The 23386-nt window shown below is 57.5% G+C and carries 19 protein-coding genes and 1 other RNA gene; 14 read left to right on the top strand and 6 right to left on the bottom strand.

Annotation, left to right across the window (positions count from 1 at the left end):
• Nucleotides 1-185: 185 nt before the first annotated feature.
• An RNA gene (gene rprA / locus QRN24_RS02615) (antisense sRNA RprA) lies at nucleotides 186-293 on the top strand.
• A gap of 5 nt (nucleotides 294-298) precedes the next feature.
• Here the strand turns inward: rprA and QRN24_RS02610 are convergent.
• The 3 genes from QRN24_RS02610 to ppsA form a co-directional block, all read right to left on the bottom strand.
• Nucleotides 299-2674, bottom strand: coding sequence for a glycoside hydrolase family 3 N-terminal domain-containing protein (locus QRN24_RS02610; protein ID WP_284942302.1), 2376 nt, complete (start codon nucleotides 2672-2674; stop codon nucleotides 299-301).
• Nucleotides 2675-2677: 3 nt separating this feature from the next.
• Nucleotides 2678-4078 (bottom strand): MFS transporter, encoded by a 1401-nt coding sequence (locus QRN24_RS02605; RefSeq protein WP_284942301.1) that lies wholly within the window; start codon nucleotides 4076-4078, stop codon nucleotides 2678-2680.
• A gap of 232 nt (nucleotides 4079-4310) precedes the next feature.
• Nucleotides 4311-6689: a phosphoenolpyruvate synthase gene (gene ppsA / locus QRN24_RS02600; protein WP_020884386.1), complete on the bottom strand. Its 2379-nt coding sequence runs from the start codon at nucleotides 6687-6689 to the stop codon at nucleotides 4311-4313.
• Nucleotides 6690-7024: 335 nt separating this feature from the next.
• On the opposite strand from ppsA, the gene ppsR reads away from it, so the two are divergent.
• The 8 genes from ppsR to QRN24_RS02560 all read left to right on the top strand — a co-directional run bounded on the left by ppsR (nucleotide 7025) and on the right by QRN24_RS02560 (nucleotide 15132).
• Complete coding sequence (ppsR, locus tag QRN24_RS02595; protein WP_020884387.1) at nucleotides 7025-7858, top strand: posphoenolpyruvate synthetase regulatory kinase/phosphorylase PpsR; 834 nt, start codon at nucleotides 7025-7027, stop codon at nucleotides 7856-7858.
• A 152-nt stretch (nucleotides 7859-8010) separates the two neighbouring features.
• Nucleotides 8011-9057 (top strand): 3-deoxy-7-phosphoheptulonate synthase AroH, encoded by a 1047-nt coding sequence (gene aroH, locus QRN24_RS02590; RefSeq protein WP_025204385.1) that lies wholly within the window; start codon nucleotides 8011-8013, stop codon nucleotides 9055-9057.
• A gap of 166 nt (nucleotides 9058-9223) precedes the next feature.
• Nucleotides 9224-9412, top strand: a complete 189-nt coding sequence (gene hemP / locus QRN24_RS02585) for a hemin uptake protein HemP (protein ID WP_020884389.1) — start codon at nucleotides 9224-9226, stop codon at nucleotides 9410-9412.
• Between the two features lie 76 nt (nucleotides 9413-9488).
• The gene (locus QRN24_RS02580; protein WP_284942300.1) at nucleotides 9489-11474 is read left to right on the top strand and encodes a TonB-dependent hemoglobin/transferrin/lactoferrin family receptor; all 1986 of its coding nucleotides are present in this window, start codon (nucleotides 9489-9491) and stop codon (nucleotides 11472-11474) included.
• 47 nt (nucleotides 11475-11521) lie between these two features.
• Nucleotides 11522-12550, top strand: a complete 1029-nt coding sequence (locus QRN24_RS02575) for a hemin-degrading factor (RefSeq protein ID WP_044867859.1) — start codon at nucleotides 11522-11524, stop codon at nucleotides 12548-12550.
• Complete coding sequence (locus tag QRN24_RS02570; protein ID WP_049022953.1) at nucleotides 12547-13368, top strand: heme/hemin ABC transporter substrate-binding protein; 822 nt, start codon at nucleotides 12547-12549, stop codon at nucleotides 13366-13368. Before QRN24_RS02575 ends, QRN24_RS02570 begins: the two co-directional genes overlap by 4 nt.
• Nucleotides 13368-14360 (top strand): FecCD family ABC transporter permease, encoded by a 993-nt coding sequence (locus tag QRN24_RS02565; protein WP_196355659.1) that lies wholly within the window; start codon nucleotides 13368-13370, stop codon nucleotides 14358-14360. Before QRN24_RS02570 ends, QRN24_RS02565 begins: the two co-directional genes overlap by 1 nt.
• Nucleotides 14353-15132 (top strand): heme ABC transporter ATP-binding protein, encoded by a 780-nt coding sequence (locus QRN24_RS02560; RefSeq protein ID WP_041162550.1) that lies wholly within the window; start codon nucleotides 14353-14355, stop codon nucleotides 15130-15132. Before QRN24_RS02565 ends, QRN24_RS02560 begins: the two co-directional genes overlap by 8 nt.
• Here the strand turns inward: QRN24_RS02560 and QRN24_RS02555 are convergent.
• On the bottom strand, nucleotides 15099-16022 hold the full coding sequence (locus QRN24_RS02555) for a LysR family transcriptional regulator (RefSeq protein ID WP_020884395.1): 924 nt from the start codon (nucleotides 16020-16022) through the stop codon (nucleotides 15099-15101). The genes QRN24_RS02560 and QRN24_RS02555 overlap by 34 nt on opposite strands.
• 140 nt (nucleotides 16023-16162) lie before the next feature.
• Between QRN24_RS02555 and QRN24_RS02550 the strand changes: the two genes are divergently transcribed.
• From QRN24_RS02550 to QRN24_RS02530, 5 genes are read left to right on the top strand one after another with little or no spacing between them, the layout of a single operon-like run.
• On the top strand, nucleotides 16163-16870 hold the full coding sequence (locus QRN24_RS02550) for a CoA transferase subunit A (protein ID WP_284942299.1): 708 nt from the start codon (nucleotides 16163-16165) through the stop codon (nucleotides 16868-16870).
• Between the two features lie 2 nt (nucleotides 16871-16872).
• Nucleotides 16873-17529: a CoA transferase subunit B gene (locus tag QRN24_RS02545; RefSeq protein ID WP_014169704.1), complete on the top strand. Its 657-nt coding sequence runs from the start codon at nucleotides 16873-16875 to the stop codon at nucleotides 17527-17529.
• Nucleotides 17530-17538: 9 nt separating this feature from the next.
• Nucleotides 17539-18720 (top strand): acetyl-CoA C-acetyltransferase, encoded by a 1182-nt coding sequence (locus tag QRN24_RS02540; protein WP_284942298.1) that lies wholly within the window; start codon nucleotides 17539-17541, stop codon nucleotides 18718-18720.
• A 53-nt stretch (nucleotides 18721-18773) separates the two neighbouring features.
• Nucleotides 18774-20168, top strand: coding sequence for a GntP family permease (locus tag QRN24_RS02535; RefSeq protein WP_202815532.1), 1395 nt, complete (start codon nucleotides 18774-18776; stop codon nucleotides 20166-20168).
• Nucleotides 20169-20178: 10 nt separating this feature from the next.
• Nucleotides 20179-20949, top strand: a complete 771-nt coding sequence (locus QRN24_RS02530) for a 3-hydroxybutyrate dehydrogenase (protein ID WP_032681201.1) — start codon at nucleotides 20179-20181, stop codon at nucleotides 20947-20949.
• A 59-nt stretch (nucleotides 20950-21008) separates the two neighbouring features.
• Here the strand turns inward: QRN24_RS02530 and selO are convergent, their stop codons facing one another.
• Together selO and QRN24_RS02520 are read right to left on the bottom strand one after the other, a co-directional pair.
• Nucleotides 21009-22451, bottom strand: a complete 1443-nt coding sequence (selO, locus tag QRN24_RS02525) for a protein adenylyltransferase SelO (protein ID WP_284942297.1) — start codon at nucleotides 22449-22451, stop codon at nucleotides 21009-21011.
• Nucleotides 22452-22515: 64 nt separating this feature from the next.
• A complete protein-coding gene (locus QRN24_RS02520) occupies nucleotides 22516-23226 on the bottom strand; it encodes an EAL domain-containing protein (protein ID WP_020884402.1) in 711 nt (236 codons plus the stop codon).
• Between the last annotated feature and the right edge of the window lie 160 nt (nucleotides 23227-23386).

Genomic DNA, 23386 nt, shown 5'->3' with positions numbered 1-23386 from the left:
GCGTACCCGGCCTACATATTCCCCTTCAATACTTAAACGTTGCTAAAGTATTTATTCGTTGCGCACTGGTCAGACCCGATATTACGGCTCTAAGTCCCCTATTAACCTCAAGAAATCTTTACGTCTCTTTAACTATTGAGACGAATCTGATCGACGCTAAAAGCTGACATGCCTACTATTAGGACACGGTTATAAATCAACACCTTGATTTATAAGCATGGAAATCCCCTGAGTGAAACAACGAATTGCTGTGTGTAGTCTTTGCCCATCTCCCACGATGGGCTTTTTTTTATCCTGATTACGCGCGGCTGACGTCACAGGTGCTGAGCATCCGCCATTCCGTTGACAATACACGGGTTTCCCCGGTCACATTGACCGTCACCACCTCGCGAATATCCGCCGACGATGCACCAATCTGCAGCTTAAATTCACCCGGTTCGACGATCCGTTTGCCGTCACGACGGGTAAAGTTGAACATCTCAACGGGCAACGTAAAGGTGAGCGTGGCGGTTTCACCCGGTGAGAGCGTGACGCGCTGGAACGCCTTCAACTCCTGCAGTGGCCGCACCTGCGTGGCGACGTTATCCCGGACATAGACCTGTACCACCTCGCTGCCGCTGCGCTCACCGGTATTGGTGATATCCAGGCTTACAACCACCTCGCCGTCGATCGGAACGCGGGGTTCAGCCACGCGCGCCGTTCCCCAGCTAAACTGCGTCCAGCCGAGACCGAAGCCAAAGGGATAGCGGGAGCCAAAATGGAAAGCGAACGGTGTGCCGCCACTTTTGAGCTTGTGGTTGTAGTAATAGGGCATTGCTCCCGCGCTTTTCGGCACGCTGACCACCAGACGTCCCTGCGGTTCAGCGCGGCCCGTTAATACATCCGCAATCGCCCAGCCGCCCTCCTGCCCTGGCGCCCAGGCCATCATCAGCGCGGCGACGTTATCTTGCAGCCCCTGAAGGTTGTAAGGCCTCCCGCCGGTCATGACCACGATAACCGGCTTGCCGGTGGCTACCAGCGCAGCCAGCAATTGTTGCTGTACGCCCGGCAGATTCAGAGAGTCGGTATCAGAGCCCTCCCCGACGGTTCCGCTCTGGAACAGCCCGGCGAGATCGCCAACGCAGGCCACCACCACGTCACTCTCCTGTGCGGCTTTCACGGCTTCAGGGATCAGGTCGGTACGCTGCGAAACCGGAGATTGCTGCATGGGTTTACCGCCGCTGTCACCCGGAAACACCGGCGCACCCGCCATCCGTTTTTCGATAATGTGACAGCCTTTGGCATAACGTACCCGCGAGGCCCCCAGATACTGCTCGAGCGCCGCGCGCGGTGTCGTGACCTGCGAGGTCTCTTCCACCATGTCGCTAATAATTAAGTGCACCGGAAAACTGTAACCGCTGAGGAGCGCCAGCGGATCGTCTGCCGTTGGCCCGACGACCGCCACGCGAGGGTTGCCGCCGAGGGGCAAAATGCCGTTATTCTCAAGCAGCGTCAGCGAACGGGTCGCCACTTCCCTTGCAACCTGACGCGTTGCCTCATTTTGCAAATCGATGCCCTGTTCATCGGCATACGGTTTTTCAAACAAGCCAAGACGGAATTTTTCGGTCAGGACGCGTGCCACTATTTCATCGACTTTCGCCATGGAAATCAGTCCGCGCTCAACGGCTTCTGCCAGATGACGCGCGCAGTCATCTTTTGGTAGTTCGACATCCAGCCCGGCATTGAAGGCCAGCGCTGCAGATTCGGCGGCATCGTGCGAGATGCCATGATGCTGGTGCAGCAGGCTCACGCCGCCGTAGTCCGCAACGATGATCCCATCGAACCCCCACTGTTCACGCAGCACGGTTGTCATCAGGAAGTGGTCGCTGTGTCCGGGCTGGTTATCGATATCGTGATAGGCAGGCATCACCGAACCGGCATTGGCCAGCTTCACTGCCATCTCAAACGGCAGCAGGAAGGTGTCGTTCAGTTCGCTAAAGCCCAGATGCACCGGCGCGTGGTTGCGTGCCCCTTCGCTGAAGGAGTGGCCCACATAATGTTTGAGCGTTGCCAGAAGATCGCGCTTATCGCCCTGCAAACCCTTCACGTATGCCGTAGCCATCACCCCCACCAGCCACGGGTCTTCTCCGAAGGTCTCTTCGGTGCGTCCCCAGCGAACGTCGCGAGAGACATCCAGCACCGGGGCCAGCCCCTGCTGGCAGCCAACAGAACGTGCTTCTTTGCCAATCTGTTCTGCCGCACGCTGCACCAGCTGCGGATCCCAGGTCGAACCGTAGTTCAGCGACGACGGGAACAGCGTGGCATCTTTGCACAACAGCCCCACCAGGCACTCTTCATGGAACAGCGCCGGAATACCGAGGCGCGTCTCTTCCATCATCATGCGCTGCAGGCGGTTAGCGGCACGCACGCCTGTTTTCGCATCAACGATATGGGTGCCCAGTGGACGCGTAATCTGTCCCACCCCCAGTTTCAGCCGTTCGCTAAGCGCAGCCTGTTCGCTCACACCCGCGAATTCATCGCTCAGATCGCTGCGTTCGCGGTGGTTACCGTTTTCATCGAGGATCAACCAGTAGGCATGCATCTGGGCGAACTTCTCTTCCGGGGTCATGCGTGCCAGTAGGTCGGCGACGCGTTCATGCACGGGACGTCCCGCGTCCTTATAAATCGCAGTCATGTGTTACTCCTGTATTGCGGAATGGGTGGCCGGGGTGAGTTGTCCTGTCTCGTCTCGCACCTCGCGTTTGCTGGCCAGCTCGCGGGCGATGGAATTGACGAGCTTGCTGTTGAGTTTGTAAATGGTCAGCAGCGCGACCATACAGAGGAACAGCACGCAGGGGATGAGGGTGAAGAGCGCATTAATGGTAGAGAGCACGTGCGGTGCCTGGGTTGCCTGACCGGGCGCATAATCCACCATCCCGAGAACCCAACCGACCACCGCCCCGCCCAGCGCCAGACCAAATTTGATGGCAAACAGCGCGGTAGAAAAGACCAGACCATCCAGACGACGGCCGCTGCGATGCTCCTCATAATCGACCACATCAGAGAACATGGTCCACTGCAGCGGCGTGGTCAGGTTCTGAATAAAGCTAAAGATAATGTTGAGGCCAAAAATCAGCCAGATCTGCGAAGGCGGCAGAAAGAAAATCAGCGCGCCGAAAATCACGAAGGAAATAATGGTCCACTGATAGGCACGGACGCGGTCAAATTTCCCCAACAGACGTTCAGATAATAATGCCCCCGTTAAGGACGCCACCATCCCGGAAACAATAAAGGCAAATACCAGCTCCGGGCGCAGAAGCACATATTTCACGTAATACATGGTGGCAGAACCACGCGTCACCACTGCGGTTAACAGCAAAATATTAAACAAGAAAACAATTCGCCACTGGCTATTTCCGGCCAGCAGTTTTAAATCGCCGATCATCGAACCCGAGGTGTCATTGCGCGGGGAATAACGCTCGCGGGTCATCAGGAAACAGCAGAAGAAGAGAGTAATACCCAGCAGGCCCATCATGCTCATGGCATAGAAATAGCCTTTCTGAACGTTGCCCTGGCCTAACAGCGAGACCAGCGGTAAGGCGATCACCGTCACAATCAACCCGCCGATGAACGACAGGCCGAAGCGCCAGGACTGCAGCGAGTGACGCTCACGCGGATCCAGCGTCAGCGCCCCGGGCATAGCGCAATACGGGACGTTAATCGCGGAATAAATAAGGCTTAAGATGGCGTAAGTGACGCAGGCATAGACGATTTTCGCCGTCGGCCCGACGTCCGGCACATAGAAGGTGATAAGGCAGCTTACGCCAAATGGGATGGCAAACCACAGCAGCCAGGGACGAAAGCGACCGTGCCGCGTCTGGGTGCGGTCGACCAGCGCGCCGATGCAGGGGTCGACAAAAGCATCCACCACGCGCACCACTAAAAACATGGTACCCATGATGGCCGCCGGCAAACCGAAAACATCCGTATAGAAATAGGCGAGAAATAAGGTTGCCGTTTGCCAGACCAGCGCACTGGCCATATCACCTAAGCCATAACCTATTTTATCTTTGGTACGCAATACAGAGGAGATTGTCATTGTTATTTGCCTTTTTATCAGGTTAAAACGTATTTCAACCAGTTGCGCATCAGCGAGGGAAATGCGCGGTAAGGCTCAAGTATTAGCAACGCTTTGCGCGCTAACAATTGTCTAAATTAACAGACAAATTATGATATTTGGTTTTTTACTTTATTTGTGATGGGGAGCAAATAAGGCATGAAATAAAAAAAGGCGAGGAATATATCCTCGCCTTTTTCTGGTGCTGATGGCGTTACTTGTTGAGTTCGGCCAGGCTCAGCCAGGTTTGCACCACGGTGTCCGGGTTCAGGGACAGGCTGTCAATCCCCTCTTCCATCAGCCATGCGGCAAAGTCTTCATGGTCAGACGGACCCTGACCGCAAATCCCGACATATTTACCCTGTTTCTTCGCCGCGCGGATGGACATCGACAGCAGCGCTTTCACCGCCTCGTTACGCTCATCAAACAGTTCAGAGACCACGCCGGAGTCACGGTCAAGACCGAGCGTCAGCTGCGTCATGTCGTTCGAGCCGATAGAGAAGCCGTCGAAGTACTCCAGGAACTGCTCAGCCAGCAGGGCGTTGGACGGAATTTCACACATCATGATAATCTTCAGCCCGTTTTCGCCGCGCTTCAGACCCTGACGTGCCAGCTCCTCCACCACCGCTTTCGCCTGATCCACGGTACGCACGAACGGGATCATGATCTCAACGTTGGTCAGTCCCATGTCGTTGCGCACGCGCTTCACGGCGTCACATTCCAGCGCGAAGCAGGCACGGAAGCTGTCGGAAACATAACGTCCGGCGCCACGGAAGCCGAGCATTGGGTTCTCTTCTTCTGGCTCGTAACGCTCACCCCCCACCAGATTCGCGTATTCGTTTGACTTAAAGTCGGACAGACGCACGATCACGCGCTTCGGATAAAACGCCGCGCCCAGCGTGGCGATCCCCTCGGTCAGACGACCGACGTAGAACTCTTTTGGCGAGTCGTAACCTTTCATCATCTCGCGGATTTCGTTCTGCAGCTTCGCGTCCTGGTCGTCGAATTCCAGCAGCGCGCGCGGGTGAACGCCAATCATACGGTTGATGATAAATTCCAGACGCGCCAGGCCAACGCCTTCGTTCGGCAGGCAGGCAAAGTCAAACGCACGGTCCGGGTTACCAACGTTCATCATGATCTTCAGAGGCAGATCCGGCATGGTATCGACGCTTGAACTCTTCACGCTGAAGTCGAGAATATCGGCATACACGTAACCGGTATCACCTTCCGCACAGGAGACGGTCACTTTCTGATCGTCCTTCATGCGCTCGGTCGCGTCACCGCAACCGACAACGGCAGGGATCCCCAGCTCACGGGCGATGATTGCCGCGTGGCAGGTACGGCCACCGCGATTGGTGACGATGGCCGCTGCTTTCTTCATGATCGGTTCCCAGTCCGGGTCGGTCATGTCGGTCACCAGCACGTCGCCTGGCTGAATGCGGTTCATCTCGCTGATGTCATGGATCACTTTGACAGGACCGGCACCGATGCGATGACCAATCGCGCGGCCTTCCGCCACGATTTTGCCCTGTGCGTGCAGGGTATAACGCTCCATCACCTGACCGCGGGAGCGGACAGTTTCCGGACGCGCCTGCACGATAAACAGCTTGCCGGTGTTGCCATCTTTGGCCCATTCGATATCCATCGGACGGCCGTAGTGTTTTTCGATCTGTACCGCCTGTTTCGCCAGCTCCTGCACTTCTGCATCGGTCAGGGAGAAACGGTCACGCATTTCCTGCGGTACGTCTTCAATCTTAACCTGCTTGCCATGCTCCTGCGTCGGGGCATAGATCATGCGGATTTTTTTCGAGCCCATCGTGCGGCGAACGACCGCCGGACGGTTTGCGGCCAGCGTCGGCTTATGAACGTAGAATTCGTCAGGGTTCACCGCGCCCTGTACTACCATCTCACCCAGACCCCACGCCGAGGTGATGAACACCACCTGGTCGAAGCCGGATTCGGTGTCGATGGAGAACATCACGCCGGAAGAGCCCACGTCGGAGCGCACCATGCGCTGTACGCCAGCAGAAAGCGCCACGCCGCGATGGTCATAGCCCTGGTGCACGCGGTAAGAGATGGCGCGGTCATTGAACAGGGACGCGAAGACGTGCTTCACCGCCACCAGCACGGCGTCATAACCCTGGACGTTAAGGAAGGTTTCCTGCTGTCCGGCGAATGACGCATCGGGCATATCTTCCGCGGTGGCAGAAGAACGCACGGCAAACGACGCCTGGGCATCATCCGCTGATAGCTGGTTGTAGGCTTCGTGAATGGCTTTTTCCAGTTCCGGCTGGAAAGGTGTGTCGATAATCCACTGGCGGATTTGGGCACCGGCTTTCGCAAGCTCGGTCACATCATCAATATCCGTTTTATCCAGCAGGTCATAAATGCGCTGGTTTACACCGCTCTGGTCTAAAAACAGGTTAAAGGCATCGGCGGTTGTGGCAAACCCGTTCGGTACGGAGACACCCATACCCGACAGATTTGTAATCATTTCACCCAGGGAGGCATTTTTGCCCCCAACTCTGTCTACATCATTCATGCCGAGTTGGTTATACCAAAGCACCAGCGGTGACGAGCCATTGTTGGACATCGAAACAATCCTTTTGTGATATTTGATCGGAGTAAGAAACACCTGACTACGTATTTATACTGGCATAATTATTTCCGCTAAAAAAACGGTGAATCGTGTAAGCAATTTAAATTTTCAACTTTTCGGATACTTTCCCACCATCCGCTAACCCGATGATTCCTATATATTCAGCCAAAAACCCTAAAAATAAAGTCGCTAATTGAAAAATGAAATCCACTTTTCAGGAAAATCAAAAACACCGTTTCATTTATAATTAGGATAAGTTCTTTGCTGTGTAATTTACTTTTTTAATTTATGCTTTCAGACAATTACGTACGATATTCAGGGTGGGTAAAATGGATAATGCTGTCGATCGCCACGTTTTTTATATTTCTGATGGTACGGCGATTACCGCCGAAGTGCTGGGACATGCGGTGATGTCGCAGTTCCCCGTTTCGATTAACAGCATCACGCTGCCGTTTGTGGAAAATGAGAGCCGTGCAAAGGCGGTGAAGGACCAGATTGACGCCATCTTCCAGCAGACGGGGGTCCGCCCGCTGGTCTTCTACTCCATCGTGATCCCTGAAATTCGCGCAATTATTTTGCAAAGTGAAGGGTTCTGTCAGGATATCGTTCAGGCGCTGGTGGCCCCGCTGCAGAGCGAACTGAAACTCGATCCGACGCCTATCGCTCACCGAACGCACGGGCTGAACCCCGGCAACCTGACCAAATACGATGCGCGTATCGCCGCCATTGATTACACCCTGGCGCACGACGACGGTATTTCGCTGCGTAACCTCGACCAGGCGCAGGTGATACTGCTTGGCGTCTCGCGTTGCGGGAAAACCCCGACCAGCCTTTACCTGGCGATGCAGTTCGGTATCCGCGCCGCCAACTACCCCTTTATTGCTGACGACATGGACAATCTGGTGCTGCCGGCCGCCCTTAAGCCGCTCCAGCACAAGCTGTTTGGCCTGACCATCAACCCGGAACGGCTAGCGGCAATACGTGAAGAACGCCGAGAGAACAGCCGCTACGCCTCAATGCGCCAGTGTCGAATGGAGGTTTCCGAAGTGGAAGCGCTGTACCGCAAAAACCAGATCCCGTGGCTAAACAGCACTAACTATTCGGTAGAAGAGATCGCCACCAAAATCCTCGATATCATGGGACTCAACCGCCGCATGTACTAACATGCTAGTACAACAACTCAGAATCGGGTATCATCACCACATCCTCGGCGCGCAGACGCGCCGAACTTGAATTCAGCAGGGATTGGTTTAAGGTGATGCCCATCACTTCCCGGTAGTCTGCCGATGAAGCAAAAATTTTTCTGAGACATTTCATGAATAAAACCGATGAACTCCGCACTGCGCGCATTGACAGCCTGGTCACACCGGCTGAACTGGCACAGCGGCATCCTGTTTCCGCGGGTGTAGCGGAACATGTCACGGCATCCCGCCGTCGCATTGAAAAAATCCTTAATGGCGAAGACAAACGTCTTCTGGTGGTGATTGGCCCTTGCTCCATCCACGATCTGGATGCCGCAATGGATTATGCAAAACGGCTTCAGGGGCTGCGGGACAAGTACCAGCATCGCCTTGAAATTGTCATGCGCACCTACTTTGAAAAACCGCGCACCGTCGTGGGCTGGAAAGGGCTGATTTCCGACCCGGACCTGAACGGCAGCTACCGTGTTAATTATGGCATTGAGCTGGCGCGTAAACTGCTTTTGCAGGTCAATGAGCTGGGCGTACCGACGGCCACCGAGTTTCTCGATATGGTGACCGGACAGTTTATCGCCGATCTCATCAGCTGGGGCGCTATCGGTGCGCGCACCACGGAAAGTCAGATCCACCGTGAGATGGCCTCTGCCCTCTCCTGCCCGGTTGGTTTTAAAAACGGTACCGATGGCAACACGCGAATTGCCGTTGACGCGATCCGCGCATCGCGTGCCAGCCATATGTTCCTGTCGCCGGATAAGCGCGGTCAGATGACCATTTATCAGACCAGCGGCAACCCATACGGGCATATCATCATGCGTGGCGGGAAAAAGCCTAATTACCACGCGCAAGATATTGCTGCGGCGTGTGAAACGCTGGCCGAGTTCGACCTGCCGGAACACCTGGTGGTGGATTTCAGCCACGGCAATTGCCAGAAACAGCATCGCCGCCAGCTGGATGTGTGTGATGAGATCTGCCAGCAGATCGTCAGCGGTTCAACCGCCATCGCGGGCATTATGGCCGAAAGTTTTATCCGGGAAGGCACGCAAAAAATCGTAGCCGGACAGCCAATGGTTTACGGCCAGTCGATCACCGACCCGTGCCTGAGCTGGGAAGACAGCGAACTGCTGCTGGAGAAACTGGCGGCAGCGGTCGATTCACGTTTTTAGTCCTTGCCTTTTACCCTCTCCTGCGGGAGAGGGTCTACGTTCGCGCACGGCCACATCCTCTTCTGTTTTGATCCCATCACAGTTTTTTCACAAAAACGCTTGCCGTGAATTTTCACTTTGTTGATAATGATTATCATTGTTACATTGATTGTTATTTATAAACATTATGTCACGTACGGATAACAACGCGGCAACGCCCGAAAACACACACACAGCACCTGCCCCAGCGCGCACCGATCGTCGGATCGACAGTAAAAGCCTGCTGGGGGACGAGGGACGCGTGATCATCGAGCATGACGGCCAGCTTTATCTGTTGCGCCAGACCCATGCCGGGAAGCTGATCCTCACCAAATAAATACCACAATACCTTCGCCAGCCACCCAGGTGATCCCCAGGCAGCCAGCGCTTTCGATTCTTTATGGAGAGTTGCTATGCCACACCTGCATTCCGCATTTTTGCGCCCGTCCTGCCTTGCGCTATCCGTTGTCAGCGCCCTGCCGGGCGTCACGTTTGCGGCCACAGATGACATGACCGTTATCGCCACCGGCAACGCCCGCAGCGCCTTCGAAGCCCCGATGATGGTCAGCGTGATTGACACCGCGGCCCCGGAAAACCAGACCGCCAGCTCGGCCGCCGACCTGCTGCGCTACGTCCCAGGCCTGATGCTTGACGGCACCGGGCGCACCAACGGTCAGGACGTCAACCTGCGCGGTTACGACCGTCGCGGCGTGCTGGTGCTGGTGGATGGCGTGCGCCAGGGGACCGACACTGGCCACCTGAACAGCACGTTCCTCGACCCGGCCCTGATTAAACGTATCGAAGTGGTTCGCGGCCCGTCAGCCTTACTGTACGGCAGCGGCGCGCTGGGGGGCGTGATCGCGTATGACACCGCCGATGCAAATGACCTGCTGGAACCGGGCAAAAACAGCGGCTACCGCGTGTTTGGTACGGGCGCGACGGGCGATCACAGTCTGGGCATGGGGGCCAGCGCTTACGGGCGTACCGAAACCCTGGACGGACTGGTTGCCTGGTCGAGCCGCGATCGCGGCGATCTGCGCCAGAGCGACGGTGGAACAGCACCGAATGACGAATCCATCAACAACATGCTGGCAAAAGGCCGCTGGGCCATCGACCCGGCCCAGACGCTGAGCGGATCCCTGCGCTATTACAATAACGCGGCGCAGGAGCCAAAAAACCCGCAAACCCCCGCCGCAGACGCCAGCAGCAATCCCATGACCGATCGCTCCACCATTCAGCGAGACGCTCAGCTGGGCTATCACCTGGCTCCCCAGGGCAACGACTGGCTGAATGCCGATGCGAAACTCTACTGGTCTGAAGCGCGCATTAACGCCCAAAACATTGACGGCACCGGCGAGTTTCGCAAGCAGACCACCCAAGGTGGCAAAGTGGAAAACCGCACCCGTCTGTTCAGCGACACGTTTGCCTCACATCTTCTGACCTATGGCGGCGAATACTACCGTCAGGAGCAACATCCGGGGGGCACCACCACCGGCTTCCCGGAGGCTAAAATCGATTTCAGCTCCGGCTGGCTGCAGGACGAGATCACCCTGCGCGACCTGCCGGTCACGCTTCTCGGCGGTACCCGTTACGATAATTACCGCGGGAGCAGTGAAGGATACGACGATGTGAACGCGGACAGATGGTCCTCCCGTGCCGGACTGACCGTCAGCCCGACCGACTGGCTGATGCTGTTCGGCTCTTACGCACAGGCCTTCCGTGCGCCGACCATGGGTGAAATGTATAACGACGCCAAACACTTCTCCATCGGCCGCTTTTACACTAACTACTGGGTACCGAACCCGAACCTGCGTCCGGAAACCAATGAAACGCAGGAATTTGGCTTCGGACTGCGCTTTGACAACGTCATGCTTGCTAACGATGCGCTGGAGTTCAAGGCCAGCTACTTCGACACCAAAGCCAAAGACTACATCTCCACCAGCGTCGATTTTGCGGCTGCGACCACCATGTCCATGAACGTTCCCCACGCCAAAATCTGGGGCTGGGACGTGATGGCGAAATACACGGCCGACCTGTTCAACCTCGACGTCGCCTATAACCGCACCCGGGGAAAAGATACCGATACGGGCGAGTATATCTCCAGCATCAACCCGGATACCGTCACCAGCAAGCTGGATATCCCGGTGGCGCAAAGCGGTTTCTCCGTCGGCTGGATCGGCACCTTCGTCGATCGCTCAACCCATATCAGCAGTAGTTACAGCGAACAGCCTGGCTATGCGGTTAACGATTTCTACGTAAGCTATAAAGGCCAGGAGCAGCTCAAAGGGGTAACCACGACGCTGGTGCTGGGTAACGCGTTCGACAAGGCGTACTGGTCTCCTCAGGGCATTCCTCAGGACGGACGCAACGGTAAGATTTTTGTGAGTTACCAGTGGTAATCCCCACGCCCCGGCCTGCCGGGGCCCTTATTCGAAAGGAAGAGACAATGAATCACTACACACGCTGGCTTGCGCTGAAAGAAGAAAACCCGGGTCAATACGCACGTGACATCGCAGGCTTAATGAACATCAGCGAAGCAGAGCTGACCTTCGCCCGCGTGGGCCACGACGCCTGGCGCCTGCACGGCGACATCCGCGAAATCATCGGCGCGCTGGAAGCCGTGGGCGAGACCAAATGCATCTGTCGTAACGACTATGCAGTTCACGAGCAGGTGGGCGCGTTTACGCATCAACACCTTGGCGGCCACGCCGGGCTGGTACTGAATCCGCGGGCGCTGGATCTGCGCCTGTTTCTCAACCAGTGGGCGAGCGCGTTCCACATCAGTGAAACCACCGCCCGCGGTGAGCGGCAGAGCATTCAGTTCTTCGACCTTCAGGGCGATGCCCTGCTGAAAGTTTACACGACCGATAACACCGATATTTCTGCCTGGGGCGACCTGCTTACGCGCTTTATCTTTGCCGATAATCCGCCACTGGCGCTGAAGCATGCCGATGTCCCTGCCCACAACGAAAAGGCTGATGCCGCCCTCGTTGACCAGGAGTGGCGCGCCATGACCGACGTGCATCAGTTCTTCGGCCTGCTGAAGCGCCACAATCTGAGCCGCCAGCAGGCGTTTCGTCTGGTGGGCGACGATCTGGCCTGCAGGGTAGACAACACCGCTCTGGCACAGCTGCTGGAAACGGTCCGCCTGGAGGGGAATGAAATGATGATCTTCGTCGGCAACCGCGGCTGCGTGCAGATCTTTACCGGCGTGGTGGAAAATGTCGTCCCGATGAAAGGCTGGCTCAACATCTTCAACCCAACCTTTACCCTGCATCTGCGGGATACGTCCATCGCCGAAACATGGGTGACGCGTAAACCCACCGCTGACGGGCACGTCACCAGCCTGGAGCTCTTCGCCGCCGACGGGACGCAAATCGCTCAGCTGTACGGTCAACGCAGCGAAGGTGAACCAGAGCAGCGTCAGTGGCGCAGCCAGGTCGACGCCCTGACCCGAAAAGGGCTGGCCGCATGAAAAAATGGCTCGCCCTGCTCTGCGCCCTGCCGCTGGTGACGTTCGCGGCCACACCGCAGAAAATTGTCGCCCTGGGGGGTGACGTGACTGAGATTGTTTATGCCCTTGGCGCGGGATCGTCACTGGTTGCCCGCGACAGTACCAGCCAGTGGCCGCAGGCGGCGAACGCCCTGCCCGACGTCGGCTATTTGCGCCAGCTTAACGCGGAGGGGATCTTATCCATGCGCCCGACGCTGGTGCTGGCCAGTGCTCAGGCACAGCCCTCTCTGGCGTTAAAACAGGTCGAGGAAAGTCACGTCAGTGTCGTCACCGTTCCCGGCAGTCATGACCTGAGCGTGATTGACGAAAAGGTGCGAGTCATTGCCGAAGCGACGCATCGCGAAGCACAGGGGGACGCATTGCGCGCTACGCTGCGCCAGGCGCTGGCAGCCCTGCCCACCTCGCCACTCGACAAACGGGTGCTGTTTATCCTCAACCACGGCGGGATGACCGCGATGGCTGCCGGACAACAGACCGCCGCGGATGCTGCCATTCGCGCAGCGGGTTTGCAAAACGCGATGCAGGGCTTTACCCGTTATCAGCCGCTGTCCCAGGAAGGCGTGATTGCCAGCCAGCCTGACCTTGTGGTGATTTCGCAGGATGGCGTAAAGGCATTGGGTGGCGAAGCGAATGTGTGGACACTTCCCGGCCTGGCGCAAACGCCGGCGGGACGGAACAGGCAGGTGCTGGCCATCGACGATATGGCACTGCTGGGCTTTAGCGTGCGCACGCCGCAGGCCATACAGCAATTGCGCACCCGGGCGGAGCAACTGCCCTGATGTCCAGACGGATCGCGTTGTCGCTGTGGATGCTGGCCGCCATCCTGACGGTCATGACGCTGGCGGCCTCCGGGGCTGGCGCACTGCATCTGCCGGTCAGTCTGCTGTGGCGCGGCAGTGATGAAACCCTGCGTCAGATCTGGCTGACCATTCGTCTCCCCCGGGTCCTGCTGGCGCTGGTCACCGGCGGCTCGCTGGCGCTGGCAGGCTGCGTAATGCAGGGGCTTTTTCGTAATCCGCTGGCGGATCCGGGGCTGCTTGGGATCAGCAGCGGCGCGGCGCTGGCCGTGGCATTGTGGGTGGTTATTCCCCTCTCGCTCCCCGCGCTGATGATGCTTTACGCTCCCATGATCGCGGCATTTGGGGGGGCGCTGGCGGCCACCTTCGTCATTTTTGTCCTTAGCCAGCAGCGTAACAGCACACTTTCACGTCTGTTACTGGTAGGCATTGCCCTCAATGCCCTGTGCGGTGCGGCAGTCGGCGTACTGTCATGGCTCAGCAATGATGCCCAGCTTCGCCAGCTCTCCCTCTGGGGCATGGGCAGCCTGGGTCAGGCGCAGTGGTCTACGCTGCTGGCCGTCACCTCGCTGATGGTGCCAGGCGTTCTGATTATCTGGCGTCTTGCCTGCGCGCTCAATTTACTGCAGCTGGGTGAAGAAGAAGCGCACTACCTTGGCGTGGCGGTGGCGACGGTACAGCGGATCCTGTTGCTGTGCAGCGCCTTACTGGTTGCCGCCGCGGTTGCCGTCAGCGGGGTGATTGGTTTTGTCGGTCTGGTGGTGCCGCACCTGATACGGATGTGGCTGGGCGCCGATCACCGGGCCGTGATCCCCGGCTCCGTACTGGCCGGGGCGTCGCTGCTGCTGGTTGCCGATACGGTGGCGCGCACGCTGGTCGCACCGGCTGAAATGCCGGTCGGTTTACTGACCAGTCTCTTCGGTGCGCCGTGGTTCCTGTGGCTCATTTTTCGTCGTGGAGGCGCACATGGCTGAACGTTACTGCGCGGAACGTCTTGTTTATCAGGTCGGGCAACGGACACTTATCAACGACGTGTCGCTGGCGTTATCTCCGGGGGAAATGGTGGCGTTGATTGGGCCTAACGGTGCCGGAAAATCGACGTTACTGCGCCTGCTCACGGGCTATCTCACGCCTTCTGGCGGGCAATGCAGCCTGGCGGGTACGCCGCTTGAGGCGTGGCACCCGCAAAAGCTTTCACGCCGCCGGGCAGTGATGCGCCAGAATACGCAGCTCGGTTTCGACTGGCCGGTCGACGCGGTGGTGGGTATGGGCCGCGCGCCCTGGACGCGTTACCCGGAAGCCCCGGTTGTCGAAGCCGTAATGGCGATAACGGGCTGCCTGCCCCTCGCAGACCGACACTTTTCGGCCCTCTCCGGTGGCGAGCAACAACGGATCCAGCTCGCCCGCGCCCTGGCGCAGCTCTGGCATGACGGCGGGCCACGCGGCTGGCTGTTTCTCGATGAACCCACTTCCGCGCTGGATCTTTACCACCAGCAGCATCTGCTGCGGCTGTTGAAATCCCTGACCCGTCAGGGCGATTTTCACGTGTGCGTGGTGCTGCACGACCTCAATCTGGCAGCGCTGTGGGCGGACCGGATCCTGCTACTGCATAACGGCACGCTGGTTTCTCAGGGCACGCCGGAAATGGTTTTACAGGCCGACGCGCTGGCCCGGTGGTATGGCGCTCAGGTATACGTTGGCCCACATCCGGTTCACGCCTCGCCGCAGGTGTTTCTCGCCCCCTGACCGGGCTGATAAAAATCTTTCAGCGTCTCAAGCAGGGCATGCGCCGCTTTTGAAAGCTGCGTATGCCCGGGGTGGATCACGCCGATGCATTTTTCAATCGGCGGGTTATCGAGTGGAATACAGACCGCGCCTAACGAGGTCATCTGCGCCTCGCACAGTGCCGGGACCGCACTGCCGCCCAGACCGCTGGCGACCATTCTGCCCACCGTCACCAGCTGATGGCTCTCCAGCGCCACATCCAGTTTACGACCGCTGCGGGCCAGCTCCTCTTCCATCATCAGACGAACGGCCGAAGGGCGCTGCAGGGTAATGAAATCCAGCGTCAGTAGCGCCTCCCATGAAAGGCGTTTTTTGGCTGCCAGAGCGGATGATTTCGGCACAATGGCGACAAATCGATCGAGACCCAACGGCGTAAAAAGCAGGTTATGGGTCGGCGCCGGTTCAAACGCGATCCCCATCTCGACCCGCCCTTCCCGCACCATTTCAATTACCTGCTCGTTGATAACATCGTGCACGGTGACGTTGATCCCGGCGTGGCGATCGCGAAATGCCTTGAGCACCTCCGGCAGGACATTCGCCGCAAATGACGGCATCGCCGCGACTGAGATTTTGCCGCGCTGCAGCGTAAAGCACTGATGCATGGCCTCTTCGGCGTTATCCCAGTCCGCCAGCAGCTGCCGCGCCATCGGTAAAAAGGTTTCCCCCTCCTGCGTCAGCGCCACCTTGCGGGTGCTGCGCTGCAACAGCGGTCCCCCCAGCGCCTCCTCCAGACCCTTGATCGTCAGGCTGAGCGCCGGCTGGGAAAGATTCAGCCGTTCACTGGCATGCGCGAAATTCAGAGTGTGAGCTACCGCTAAAAACGCGCGTAACTGTTTGACACTCATTCTCATTTTTCACCTTGTTAACTAATTGAAAAAATTTAGTTAACAAGAAATTAATAAAAAAACCAAATGAGTGGGTCACAAATTCAAAATTAACAAATGAGTCGCCGCCCCTAATGATACCGGCACGGATAACGGGAGGGATGATTATGGCGGGACTGGATAAGCGCGTCAGCAGCTATGCGCAGGCGCTGGACGGGCTGACGGACGGAATGACATTGCTGGCAGGCGGCTTCGGCCTGTGCGGCATTCCTGAGAACCTGATTGCCGAAGTCAGACGCCGTCAGGTGCAGGGGCTGACGGTGGTTTCAAACAACTGCGGCGTCGATGGTTTTGGTCTCGGGATACTCCTTGAGACGCGCCAGGTACGAAAAGTGGTGGCGTCGTACGTGGGCGAAAACGCGCTGTTCGAGCAACAGGTGTTGAGCGGCGAGCTGGAAGTGGAACTCACCCCGCAGGGAACCCTGGCAGAAAAGGTTCGCGCTGGCGGAGCGGGTATTCCGGCGTTTTACACGACCACCGGCTATGGCACCCCCGTGGCTGCTGGCAAGGAAGTTCGCCAGTTTGCCGGCAAGCATTATGTCCTCGAAGAGGCCATCACCGGCGATTTTGCGCTGATCAAGGGCTGGAAAGCGGACTGGTACGGCAACGTTATCTATCGCCATACCGCGCAAAACTTTAACCCGCTGATGGCCACCGCGGGCCGGATAACGGTGGTGGAAGTGGAAGAGATCGTCGCCCCGGGCGAACTGCCCCCGTCGGCCATTCATACCCCGGGGATCTACGTCGACAGGCTGATTGTCGGCCAGTTCGAGAAACGCATTGAACAGCGCACGCTGCGCGCAGAGGGAGTCTGAAGATGTTAACCCGTGAACAGATGGCCATGCGCGTCGCCCGAGAACTGCGCGACGGTTACTACGTCAACCTGGGGATAGGGATCCCGACCCTTGTGGCGAACTATATTCCGGCGGGAATGGACGTAATGCTCCAGTCTGAAAACGGCCTGCTGGGGATGGGAGCCTTTCCGGATGAGCAGAGCCTTGACGCCGACATGATTAACGCCGGTAAGCAGACCGTCACCGCGAGGATCGGTGCCGCCATTTTCGACTCGGCCCAGTCGTTCGCCATGATCCGGGGCGGTCATGTTGACCTGACCGTACTCGGGGCGTTCGAAGTGGATGTCGAAGGCAACATCGCCTCGTGGATGATCCCGGGCAAGATGGTGAAAGGGATGGGAGGCGCGATGGATCTGGTCGCCGGGGCGCAGAACATCATTGTGGTGATGACCCATGCCGCAAAAAACGGCGAGTCAAAACTGCTGCCGCGCTGCACGCTGCCGTTGACCGGCGCTGGCTGTATCCGTCGGGTGTTAACCGACCTTGCGTTGCTGGAGATTGAAGACGGCGCGTTCATTCTGCGGGAATACGCCCCCGGCGTCAGTATTGACGACATCGTCAGTAAAACAGCCGGGAAAATCATCGTGGCGGACGACGTGCGCGAGATGCGCTTCAACTGAGGAGTGAACATGAATGAGGTCATGATTGTCGGGGCCACGCGAACCCCTGTAGGCAGTTTTCGCGGATCGCTCTCCTCCCTTTCCGCGGTTGAACTGGGTGCCGTAGCGGTTCGTCGCCTGCTTGAGAACAGCCAGCTGTGCGCAGATCAGGTAGACGAACTGATTTTCGGTCAGGTGCTGACGGCAGGGTGCGGACAAAACCCTGCCCGTCAGACCGTTCTCACGGCCGGATTGCCCGTCAGTACGCCCGCGACAACCGTCAATCTGGTGTGCGGTGCTGGCTTAAAAGCGGTGCAGCTCGCCGCGCAGGCTATCCGCTGCGGCGATGCCGACGTGGTTATCGCTGGCGGCCAGGAGAGCATGAGCAATGCCCCTTACCTGCTGGACGGTGCGCGGTCAGGGTTGCGTTTTGGTCATACAGGGTTGCAGGACAGCATGATAACGGACGGCCTGTGGGACGCATTTAACGATTATCACATGGGCATCACCGCGGAAAACGTTGCCCGCCAGTATGGCATCTCCCGTGAGCAGCAGGACGCTTTTGCCGCCCGGTCGCAGCAAAAAGCGGCGTCGGCCATTGCGCGCGGTCTGTTTAACGCGGAGATGGCTCCGGTCACGGTGAGCGAGGGTAAAAAGCCGCCGCGCCTGGTCAACAGTGATGAACAACCCCGGCCGGGAACCACCGCTGAGCAACTCGCTCAGCTGCGCCCTGCCTTTCGTCGTGAAGATGGAACGGTGACAGCGGGTAATGCCTCAACCCTGAACGATGGTGCCGCTGCGGTACTGTTGATGAGCGGTGAAAAAGCGCGGGAAAGCGGGTTACCGATCCTGGGACGGATCGTGAGTTATGCCGTGACCGGCGTTGATCCCTCGGTGATGGGCATCGGGCCGGTCAGCGCCTGCCAGACGGCTCTGGCCCGGGCAGGCTGGGCGCTGGATGAAGTGGACGTCATTGAAGCAAATGAAGCCTTTGCCGCGCAGGCGCTGGCCGTTGGCAAACTGCTCGGCTGGGATGAACGCAAGGTGAACGTTAACGGTGGTGCGATTGCGCTTGGCCACCCCATCGGCGCCTCTGGCTGTCGGATCCTCGTCACGCTGCTGCATGAGATGCAACGCCGCGACGCGAAAAAAGGGCTCGTCACCCTATGTGTGGGAGGTGGGCAAGGCATTGCGTTAACCCTTGCGCGCTAACCGCGCCCGGACATCTCGTTGGTACCCGAATATAACAATGATAGTGAGGAGTCATAATGAGTGTGTTGATTGCCCTGGCGGCGCTGGCATTGCTGATGCTTGCGGCCTATCGCGGATACAGCGTTATTCTGTTTGCCCCCATCGCGGCGCTGGGTGCCGTGCTGCTGACCGATCCGGGGGCCGTCGGCCCGACGTTTACCGGTCTGTTTATGGAAAAGATGGTCGGCTTCGTCAAGCTCTACTTCCCGGTGTTCCTGCTGGGTGCCGTGTTTGGCAAGCTGATTGAGCTTTCCGGTTTCTCACGCGCTATCGTCGCTGCAGCGATCCAGATCCTCGGGCGCCGCCATGCGATTCCGGTCATTGTGCTGGTGTGTGCATTGTTAACGTACGGCGGCGTTTCGCTCTTCGTGGTGGCCTTTGCCGTCTATCCTTTTGCGGCCGAACTGTTCCGCCAGAGCGGCATCCCCAAACGTCTTATCCCGGCGACCGTGGCTCTGGGTGCGTTCTCGTTTACCATGGACGCCCTGCCCGGTACGCCGCAGATCCAGAACATTATCCCCACCAGCTTCTTTGGCACTAACGCCTGGGCCGCGCCGTGGCTTGGGCTGATTGGCTCGCTGTTTATCCTCTGTTTTGGCCTGCTCTGGCTGGAGCGTCAGCGGCGAAAGGCGCTCAACAACAATGAAGGTTACGGTTCCGATCTGAAAAATGAACCTGAAACGCCGGACAACATTAATCTGCCCCATCCGCTGATCGCCATTTCCCCTCTGCTGCTGGTCGGGATCCTCAACCTGCTGTTTACCCGCTGGATCCCCGGCTGGTACGGGACGCGCCATGAGCTTATCCTGCCCGGGCTGGCGAAGCCGATTGTCACCGAGGTCAGCAAAATCACCGCCATCTGGGCCGTGGAAGCGGCGCTGATCGCGGGTATTGTCATGGTACTGCTTTTTGGATTTCGCAATATCCGGGGACGGCTGGCAGAAGGCAGCCGGACGGCGGTCAGCGGCGCCATTCTGGCGGCAATGAATACCGCGTCTGAATACGGTTTCGGGGCGGTGATCGCTGCGCTGCCCGGTTTTCTGGTCTTATCCAAAGCGCTCGCCGCTATCCCGAACCCGTTGCTCAACGAAGCCATCAGCGTGACCGTGCTTGCCGGGATCACCGGTTCGGCGTCGGGCGGGATGAGCATCGCCCTTGCGGCCATGGCCGATACGTTTGTCGCGGCCGCCCACGCAGCCAATATCCCTCTGGAGGTTCTCCACCGCGTGGCCTCGATGGCCAGCGGCGGCATGGATACGCTTCCCCATAACGGGGCCGTGATTACGTTGCTTGCCATTACGGGTCTGAGCCATCGTCAGGCGTATGGCGGCATTTTCGCTATCACCCTCATCAAAAGTCTGGCGGTGCTTTTTGTCATTGCCGTGTTCTATCTCACCGGCATTGTGTAAGGAGAATAAAATGAATCTGAACGGTAAAACCGCACTGGTGACCGGCTCGACCAGCGGTATTGGACTTGGGATCGCTGGCGTGCTGGCGAAGGCTGGCGCGCAGTTGATTCTTAACGGTTTCGGCGACAGTGAATCGGCAAGAGACGAAATCGCGAAACGGGGTAAAACGCCGGGCTATCACGATGCGGACCTGCGTGACGTCCAGCAGATTGAAGCCATGATGCACTACGCCGAAACCCGGTATGGCGGAGTCGATATTCTGATCAACAACGCCGGTATACAGCACGTCGCACCTGTTGATGCGTTCCCGGTGGAGAAATGGAACGACATTATCGCCATCAACCTCTCTTCCGTCTTTCACACCAGCCGGCTGGCGCTGCCTGCGATGCAGGCGAAAAACTGGGGACGCATCATTAATATCGCCTCCGTGCATGGGCTGGTCGCGTCGAAAGAGAAATCCGCCTATGTTGCCGCCAAGCATGGCGTGGTGGGCTTTACCAAATCCCTGGCGCTGGAGACCGCCCGCACCGGTATTACCGCCAATGCCATCTGCCCGGGCTGGGTGCTGACCCCGCTGGTGCAGCAGCAAATCGACAGACGTATTGCCGATGGCGTCGCACCGGATGTCGCTCGTGAGCAACTGCTGGCAGAGAAACAGCCCGCCGGTGAGTTTGTTACGCCGGAACAGCTAGGCGAGCTGGCGTTGTTTTTGTGCAGTGACAGCGCCGTACAGGTCCGCGGCGCCGCCTGGAATATGGATGGCGGATGGGTCGCACAGTGACCGCGGTATCGGCATAAAAAAACCTGGCACCGCAAGGTGTCAGGTTTTGTCCGCCCAGGCTAGCTCGAACAGCTCACTTCCAGGCGTTTTCCCCAGTCCGGCGGACGGCTGACATAGTCGTCATCACGGTCAGCAAACGGCGTACGCAGAGCCACATGCAGGCGATGTAATTCGTCATACTCCCCCTGCTCTGCCTGTTCAATGGCCCGCTGCGCCAGCCAGTTGCGCAACACCATCGCCGGGTTCGCCGCGTTCATTTGCGCCTGCCGGGTTGCGTCGTCGACCTGCTCTTGCTGCAACCGCGCACGGTAAAGCGCAAACCAGTCGTCAAAGCCCTGCCTGTCAATGAACTCGTCGCGCAGCGGTGAGGCACTACTGTGTTGCTCAGTCTGGCTCAGCATCCGGAAGGTGCGGGTGTAATCGCTGCCTTCACGTTCCATTAGTGCAAACAGAGCGTTCAGGATGTCGTTATCGCCCCTCTCCTGCGTCACCAGCCCCAGCTTGTTGCGCATCAGCACGCCGTATTCGCGCAGTAAAATGTCCTGGTAGCTGTCGAGCGCATCATTCAGGGCATCAACATCGATAAACGGCGACAGAGTTTGCGCAAGGCGCTGCAGGTTCCACAGGCCAACAGCCGGCTGATTGTCGAAACTGTAACGTCCCTGATAGTCAGAATGGTTGCAGATGCACCCCGGCTGATAGTCATCAAGGAAGCCAAACGGACCGTAATCAAAGGTCAACCCGAGAAGCGACATGTTGTCCGTGTTCATCACCCCATGGGCAAACCCGACCGTCTGCCAGCGGGCAATCATGGTTGCGGTACGGGCTACCACATCGCGGAACCAGAGAATGTATTTATCGGCCTCGTCCTGGAAATGAGACCAGTGATGACGAATGGCATAATCCGCAAGCTGGCGGACTTTTTCCGGCTCACGACGATAATAAAAGTGTTCAAAGTGGCCAAAACGCAGATGGCTTTGCGCAACGCGCATGAGCATCGCCCCTTTTTCCATCGTTTCACGCGCCACCGGGGTGTCACTGGTTACAATCGACAGTGCGCGGGTGGTGGGGATCCCCAGCGCATGCATCGCTTCGGATGCCAGACATTCGCGAATAGTCGAACGCAATACCGCGCGCCCGTCGCCCATTCGCGAGTAAGGGGTCAGGCCGGCACCCTTCAGGTGCCAGTCCATCGTCTCTCCGTTGGGCAGCCGTTGTTCGCCCAGCAGGATCCCCCGGCCATCGCCCAGTTGTCCTGCCCAGACGCCAAACTGATGTCCGCTATAGACCTGAGCCAGAGGCTGCATACCGGCAAGCAGCGCTTCGCCTCCCCAGACGCCAGCGCCGTCGGAGGGCTGAAACATCTCAGGTGGAACAGCCAGCTCATCTGCCAGCCGATCGTTATGCCAGATAAGACGGGAATTTTGTAACGGTGTGGGTTTGAGTGCGGTATAAAAACCCGGCAACTCGTCATGCCAGTGAGCAGTAAAAGACAGGGTCATAGGTCCTCCTGCTTTTAGTGTAGAGGGTTTACCCGGACTTAAACACGGGCGAAAGAGAGGGTTATCACTGAACGAGCGTGGTGACGTGCTCTGCAGAGACGGCTGGCCAGAGCGCCCCCTGCATTGCGCCAAAGTTAAAGGACAAGACGCGCTGCAATAAACCGTGGTCATCAATGCCGCCGACGAGCACGGACTGACAGTGAGGCGTTATTTGCCAGAGGATTGCGCGCATAAAAGGCTCAAAAGAGAGTTCAGAAGCACGCTGCTGGATAAATCCCTTGTCGAGAATGACCCGTTTAAACAATCCATCATAAACGGCTTTCAACGACGCTGCGCCTGCGCCAAAGTTTGCCAGCACCAGCGGAAAATGGATTGCCATTCTCGCCAGTTGCAGATCGTCCTTCCCGTTATTTAAACCTGGATAATTCTCATTAACAGTAAACTCAAGAAACGGATAACGTTCAAGTATTGAAACAGCGTTCCCATTACTTAATAAAAATTCAACAATTACAGGTGTAATATTGATCCATGCAATTAACTGATGCTGAATAAAAAACAGTTTACAGGTATCAAGCAATTGCAATTTCTCGTTAAACAACGCTAACTCTTCTTCAGCCGAAAGCCGCGGGATAACGAGTTCGGTGGGGATCCGAACGTGGGTACCGACGCCAGTAAAGTTAACCAGAACCTCTAAACCTTTAAGCTCGCCGGCGCTATTACGGGCAGGCAGAAGCATCAGTTCAGACTGGTAAGCATTATCTAGCGTAATAATCATTGCACTCGCCCCGCATTAAAGATGAGAGAGGACATCCTGGAGCAATTGCCGACACAATTCCACTGTCTTGATTTTAATAAGATTAATTTCATTAGTTCCGTATTATTTTTCAGATTTATCCCTGAATCTAAAATAATCTTATCCTGGTTGCTCAGTAATA

This window comes from Enterobacter sp. MEB024, from assembly GCF_030209635.1.
GTDB lineage: Bacteria > Pseudomonadota > Gammaproteobacteria > Enterobacterales > Enterobacteriaceae > Enterobacter > Enterobacter ludwigii.
This window is presented reverse-complemented; position numbering and strand designations above follow the sequence as displayed.